We start from the raw sequence: 6,502 nt of genomic DNA on the forward strand, positions 1-6,502 counted from the left end.
CCTTTCCCGCCGCCTTGCCCGCGGCCGGCGCCTCGGCCCCTCCGGGCGCGGCCCGGCCGGGGGTCTCACCGGGGGAAGGCTCGGCGGAGGGGGCCTGCTTGAGCGACTGGACCTTCTCCAGCGCCCCAGCCCGGTCGCCGGAGCCGGCCTCCGCGCCCGTCCGCGGCGCGGCCTGCTCGGGCTCCCCGGCCCCGGCGGGCCGGCGGGCCGGCTTGGGCTGCTTGCGCGGCGGGCTGGTGGGGGGAGTGGGCAGCGGCGTCGCCGGCAGCGTCCGCTGGGAGGTGGTGGGGACGCTGGAGCGGTCCTCGGCGATGCTGCGCAGCATGCGTTCGGCCTGGTCGACGCTCAGGCGGCTGTCGGGGTCCTTCTCCAGCAGCCCGGACAGGACGGCGCCGAGGCGGCCGGCGCGCAGCGCGGGCTCGGGCTCGTCGTTGAGCACGGCGTGCATCGTGGCCATCGCCATGCCCTTGTCGTGCGGCGGGCGGCCCTCGACCGCCGCGTACAGCGTCGCGCCGAGCGACCACAGGTCGGACTCGCGCTGGGCGGGGTAGCCGCGCAGGCGTTCGGGGGCGATGAACGCGGGCGTGCCGACCAGACCCGTGCGGGTCATCGTCGTGTCGGTCTCCATGCGCGCGATGCCGAAGTCGGTGAGCACCACCCGGCCGTCGTCGGTGAGCAGCACGTTCTCGGGCTTGACGTCGCGGTGCAGCACGCCGGCCGCGTGCGCGCTGCGCAGCGCCTCCAGCACCTGCAGGCCGATCTCGGCGACCATGCGCACCGGCAGCGGCCCGTCGTCGCGCAGCACCTGGCCGAGCGAGCGCGAGTCGACCAGCTGCATGACGATCCAGGGGCGGCCGTTCTCCTCGATGACGTCGTGGACCACCACGACGTTCGGATGCGCGAGCCGGCCCGCGGCCCGCGCCTCTCTCAGCGTGCGGCGGTTGAGCTCGGCGACCTCGTCGTCCTGAGGGTCACCGGGATAGCGGACCTCCTTGACGGCGACGGCCCGGTCGAGCAGCTCGTCGTGCGCCCGCCATACGATGCCCATGCCGCCACGGCCGATCGGCTCCAGTAGCTGGTAGCGGTCGGCCACGCGGCGTCCCTGTCGCCGTTCGCCCGGCCGTGCTTCCGACATCACCCGCCGCTACCCCCTTTCAGGCGAATGAATCGTCCCATAGAGGTGCGCACGTGCAAACGCGGCGCCGCTCGATCAGTCCGCCATGTGAGACGCGGCGTCCAGCAAATGGCGGATCTCTGTTACCCTTGAGGCCGTGACTTGCTATTTCGTGGTCTTCGGCCCGGCTCCGGGAGGGCCGGTCACCGTCACGATCTAGCGACAACCGGAGCCGGCAGAGGCGGAGACGAGCGGTCTTCGTCCTTTCGTCATTCAACGACCCCGCCGGCTCGCGGGTGACGCGGCCGGCGCCCACCACAGGGAGCCGACATGTCATCGACCGGGCGACCGGGTCCGCAGGCCGTTCAGATCGGGAGCCTCACCGTGGGCGCGGGGCCGGCCGTGGTGCTGGGCGGCGACCTCGCCTCCGGGACGGGCGCCGACGGGCGCTGGGTGCGACCCGGCGCCGGGCGCGCCGCCGAGGCGCTTGCGCGGGCCAGATCCGCCTGGGATGGGCCGTTGCTCGCCGAGCCGGCGTCCCATGACGACCTTCCCGCCCTCGCCGCGCACGCCGACGGGGCGGTGCTCGCCGCTCCGTCGTGGTCGCGCGACCCCGCCTTCGCCCAGGCCGTGTGCGCGCTCGCCCTGCCCGTCGTGCTGACCCGCACCGCGGGCACTCCGCTGGAGGAGTGGCTGGAGGCCGCCGGCCGGTGCGCCGGGGCGGGGGCGCGGGGCGTGGTGCTGTGCGAGGACGGCGACCCCGGCGACGGCCTCGCCGCCGACCTGGCCGCGGCGCTCGCGGCCGGTGAGCGCTCGGGCCTGCCCGTGATCGCAGCTCCCGGCGGCGACGCGGGCCTCGCGGCGGCGGTCGTGGCCGCCGGGGCGGACGGACTGTGGCTCGGGCCGCGGGCCCCGGCGGCGGTGGTGGCGGCGGCGCGCGAGGCGGTGACCGTGGTCGGCGCTCTGGTACGCGACGAGAACCCCGCCACGGTGGCGGCGGCGCGCGAGGCCATCGACCGGGTGGACGCGGCGCTCGCCGTCCTGCTGGAGCGCCGCGCCGGCCTGGCGGGCACCATCCAGCGGCTCAAGCCGGTCGGCGGCTTCGCCGGGCGCGACATGGACCGCGAGCGCCGCCTGGTCGCCGCGATGGCCCGCCGTGCCCCGCGGCTCGGCGAGGAACTGCTCGCGCCGGTCATGAACGCCGTCATCGAGGCCGGGCTGCACCTGGCCGAGCGAGAGCGGGCCGAGACGGCTAGGGCCGCCGGGGACGCGGCGCCGGCCGCGACGGCGGGCGGAGGGCCGCCGGCGACGGCCGGGACGGGCGGGGCGCCGGGCGGCGACACGCGGGAGACTGGAGGCGAACACGCGCCCGACGGCGTCCAGGGCGGCTCCCAAGGCGGCTCCGACCAGGGCGACCTGCGCGATCGCGCGGCCGTGCGGGCCCTCGCCGCTCCGGTGCCGGATCACGATTGAGACCGGCGGGCCCCGTGTGCCACGAGAGGCGCCCGGCACGGCGTAGGCTCTCATCCGCCGCACCGGATCGAGGGGAGAGGGACGGCCCGCATGGCTGAATCGTTTGTGCATCTGCACGTTCACACCGAGTACTCCATGCTGGACGGAGCGGCGCGGTTGAAGCAGATGTTCAAACAGGTCGGCGATCTCGAGATGCCCGCCATCGCGATCACCGACCACGGCAACATGCACGGCGCCTACGACTTCTACAAGCAGGCGACCGGGGCCGGCATCAAGCCCATCATCGGCATCGAGGCCTACGTCGCCCCCGCCTCCCGCCACCAGAAGAAGCCCGTGCTGTGGGGCGAGCCGCACCAGAAGCGCGACGACGTGTCGGCGGGCGGCTACTACACCCACATGACGATCTGGGCGCGCAACGCCACGGGCCTGGGCAACCTGATGAAGCTCTCCTCGCGCGCCTACACCGAGGGCTTCGTGCGCAAGTGGGCCCGCATGGACGCCGAGCTGCTCGCCGAGCACGCCGACGGCCTGATGGCCACCACCGGCTGCCCCTCGGGCGAGGTGCAGACCCGCCTGCGCCTGGGCCAGTACGACGAGGCGCTCGCGGCCGCCGCCCGCTACCAGGAGCTGTTCGGCAAGGACAACTACTACCTGGAGATCATGGACCACGGCCTCGACATCGAGCGCCGGGTCCGCGACGGGCTCACCAGGATCTCCGCCGAACTGGGCATCCCGCCGCTGGTGACCAACGACTCCCACTACACCTACGAGTCCGACTCCACCTCCCACGACGCGCTGCTGTGCATCCAGACCGGCAAGCAGCTGTCCGACCCCGACCGGTTCCGCTTCGACGGCAGCGGCTACTACATCAAGACCGCCGACGAGATGCGCGCGGTCGACTCCTCCGACCTGTGGGCCGAGGGCTGCCGCAACACGCTGCTGGTCGCCGAGAAGGTCGACCCGGCCGGCATGTTCACCTTCAAGAACCTCATGCCGACCTTCCCCATCCCCGAAGGCCACACCGAGGAGAGCTGGTTCCGCGAGGAGATCGAGCGCGGCATGCGGCGCCGGTTCCCCGAGGGGGTGGACGAGGAGCACCAGCGGCAGATCGAGTTCGAGATGAGCGTCATCCTGCAGATGGGGTTCCCCTCCTACTTCCTCGTCGTCGCCGACTTCATCATGTGGGCCAAGAACAACGGCATCCGGGTCGGCCCCGGCCGAGGCTCGGCCGCCGGGTCGCTGGCGGCGTACGCGCTCGGCATCACCGACCTCGACCCGCTGCCGCACGGCCTGATCTTCGAGCGGTTCCTCAACCCCGACCGCGTGTCCATGCCCGACGTCGACATCGACTTCGACGAACGCCGGCGGGCCGACGTCATTCGGTACGTCACCGAGAAGTACGGCGCCGACAAGGTCGCGATGATCGCCACCTTCGGCACCATCAAGGCGAAAGCGGCCATCAAGGACGCCGCCCGCGTCCTCGGCTACCCCTACGCGCTCGGCGACAAGGTCTCCAAGGCGTTCCCGCCCGCGGTGATGGGCAAGGACATCCCGCTGTCGGGCATCTTCGACAAAGATCACCCGCGTTACAACGAGGCCGGCGAGCTGCGCAAGCTGTACGAGGAGGACGTCGACGTCAAGGCGGCGATGGACCTCGGCCGGGGCCTGGAGGGGCTGATCCGGCAGACCGGCGTGCACGCCGCGGGCGTCATCATGTCCTCGGACGTGCTCACCGACTACATCCCGATCATGCGCCGCGACTCCGACGGCGTGATCATCACGCAGTTCGACTACCCGACCTGCGAGACGCTCGGCCTGCTCAAGATGGACTTCCTGGGCCTGCGCAACCTCACGATCATCGACGACTGCCTGAAGATGATCGAGGCCAACACCGGCAACATGATCGACCTGCTGAAGCTGCCGCTGGACGATCCCAAGACCTACGAACTGCTCGGCCGGGGCGACACCCTCGGGGTGTTCCAGCTCGACGGCGGCGGCATGCGCTCGCTGCTGCGGCTGATGAAGCCCGACAACTTCGAGGACATCTCCGCCGTCGGCGCGCTCTACCGGCCGGGGCCGATGGGCGCCAACTCCCACACCAACTACGCGCTGCGCAAGAACGGCCAGCAGGAGATCACCCCCATCCACGAGGAGTTCCGCGAGTCGCTGGCGGAGATCCTCGGCACGACCCACGGCCTGATCGTGTACCAGGAGCAGGTCATGGCCATCGCGCAGAAGGTCGCCGGGTTCTCGCTCGGCAAGGCCGACCTGCTGCGCCGCGCGATGGGCAAGAAGAAGAAGGCCGAGCTGGACAAGCAGTTCGCCTCCTTCGAGCAGGGCATGAAGGACAACGGCTACTCCGCCGCGGCCATCAAGACCCTGTGGGACATCCTGGTCCCCTTCTCCGACTACGCCTTCAACAAGGCGCACAGCGCCGCCTACGGGCTGGTGTCCTACTGGACCGCCTACCTCAAGGCGAACTATCCGGCCGAGTACATGGCCGGGCTGCTCACCTCGGTCAAGGACGACAAGGACAAGTCGGCGCTCTACCTCAACGAGTGCCGCCGCATGGGCATCAAGGTGCTGCCGCCGGACGTCAACGACTCCGACTTCGACTTCACCCCGCGCGGCACCGACATCCGCTTCGGCCTGTCGGCCATCCGCAACGTCGGCGGCAACGTCGTCGACGGCATCATCGGCGCGCGCAAGGAGAAGGGCCGCTTCGGCGACTTCAAGGACTTCCTGCGCAAGGTGCCGGCGCTGGTCTGCAACAAGCGGGTCATCGAGTCGCTGATCAAGGCTGGGGCGTTCGACTCGCTCGGCCACGTGCGCAAGGGCCTGGTCATGGTGCACGAGCAGGCCGTCGACGCCATCATCGACATCAAGAAGAACGAGGCCATCGGCCAGGACAGCCTGTTCGGGGCGATCGACGGGGCCGAGGACCAGACCTTCGACGTGCAGATCCCGGCGGGGGAGTGGGACAAGTCCACGCTGCTGGTGTTCGAGCGCGAGATGCTCGGCCTGTACGTCTCCGACCATCCGCTGTTCGGCGTCGAGCACATCCTGTCCTCCGGCGCCGACTGCTCGGTGGCGGCGCTGCAGTCCGACGACCGTCCCGACGGGCAGGTCATCACGGTGGGCGGCATCCTCACCGGCCTGCAGCGCAAGGTCACCAAGAAGGGCGACACCTGGGTGCTCACCACCCTGGAGGACCTCGAGGGCGCCATCGAGGTCATGATCTTCCCGTCGGCCTACCAGCTGTGCGCGACCGTGCTGGCCGAGGACGCCATCGTCTTCGTCAAGGGCCGGCTCGACAAGCGGGAGGACGTCGCCAAGATCGTGGCGATGGAGGTCACCGCCCCCGACCTGTCGCAGGAGGCGGGCGGCCCGCTGGTCGTCAGCATGCCGGTGACCCGGTGCACGCCTCCGGTGATCGGCCGCCTCAAGGAGGTCCTGTCCACCCACCGCGGCACCACCGAGGTCCACCTGCAACTGCACAGCGGCTCCAAGACCACCGTGATGCGCCTGGACGACCGTCTGAGGGTGGCCACCTCGCCCGCCCTGATGGGCGACCTCAAGCAACTCCTCGGCCCCGCCTGCCTCGGCGTCTGAACCCGTCCCCGTGTGACCGCGTGAAGTCCGGCGGACGGCCCGTTCATGCGGGGGCCGGTGGACGCGGCGGTCCGGGCCGCCGAACCTCGGCTCGGCGCCGGCCGTGAACGCAGGACCCGCGGCGGGCGTCCCGCCGCGGGTCCTGCGCGTCCGGCCACAACCGAGCGCTGGTCAGCAGGTCAGCGGGTCCAGGTCCATTTCTGGTTGTTGCCGCCGTGGCAGGTGTAGAGCTGGATGGTGGTGCCGTTGGCGGTGCCTTGTCCGGTGGCGTCCAGGCACAGTCCGGACTGTACGCCGGTGATG

At 71.3% G+C, this 6,502-nt stretch carries 3 protein-coding genes and 1 pseudogene; 2 read left to right on the plus strand and 2 right to left on the minus strand.

Annotation, left to right across the window (positions count from 1 at the left end; genetic code table 11):
- Positions 1 to 1,135 (minus strand): serine/threonine-protein kinase (locus tag ABZU32_RS40750; protein WP_354932117.1); only part of this gene is annotated, 1,135 nt, incomplete at its 3' end.
- A gap of 930 nt (positions 1,136 to 2,065) precedes the next feature.
- Here ABZU32_RS40750 and ABZU32_RS40755 point away from each other — a divergent pair.
- Both ABZU32_RS40755 and dnaE read left to right on the plus strand, forming a co-directional pair.
- Positions 2,066 to 2,359, plus strand: a pseudogene (locus ABZU32_RS40755) (chorismate mutase); the annotation flags it as partial.
- 318 nt (positions 2,360 to 2,677) lie between these two features.
- Positions 2,678 to 6,199 (plus strand): DNA polymerase III subunit alpha, encoded by a 3,522-nt coding sequence (gene dnaE, locus ABZU32_RS40760; RefSeq protein ID WP_354932120.1) that lies wholly within the window; start codon positions 2,678 to 2,680, stop codon positions 6,197 to 6,199.
- Positions 6,200 to 6,378: 179 nt separating this feature from the next.
- Here dnaE and ABZU32_RS40765 read toward each other — a convergent pair whose 3' ends face one another.
- Entirely contained in the window at positions 6,379 to 6,501 is a 123-nt protein-coding gene (locus tag ABZU32_RS40765) for an RICIN domain-containing protein (protein WP_354932123.1), read from the minus strand.
- Between the last annotated feature and the right edge of the window lies 1 nt (position 6,502).

It is taken from the genome of Sphaerisporangium sp. NPDC005288 (assembly GCF_040607475.1).
Taxonomy (GTDB): Bacteria; Actinomycetota; Actinomycetes; order Streptosporangiales; family Streptosporangiaceae; genus Sphaerisporangium; species Sphaerisporangium rhizosphaerae.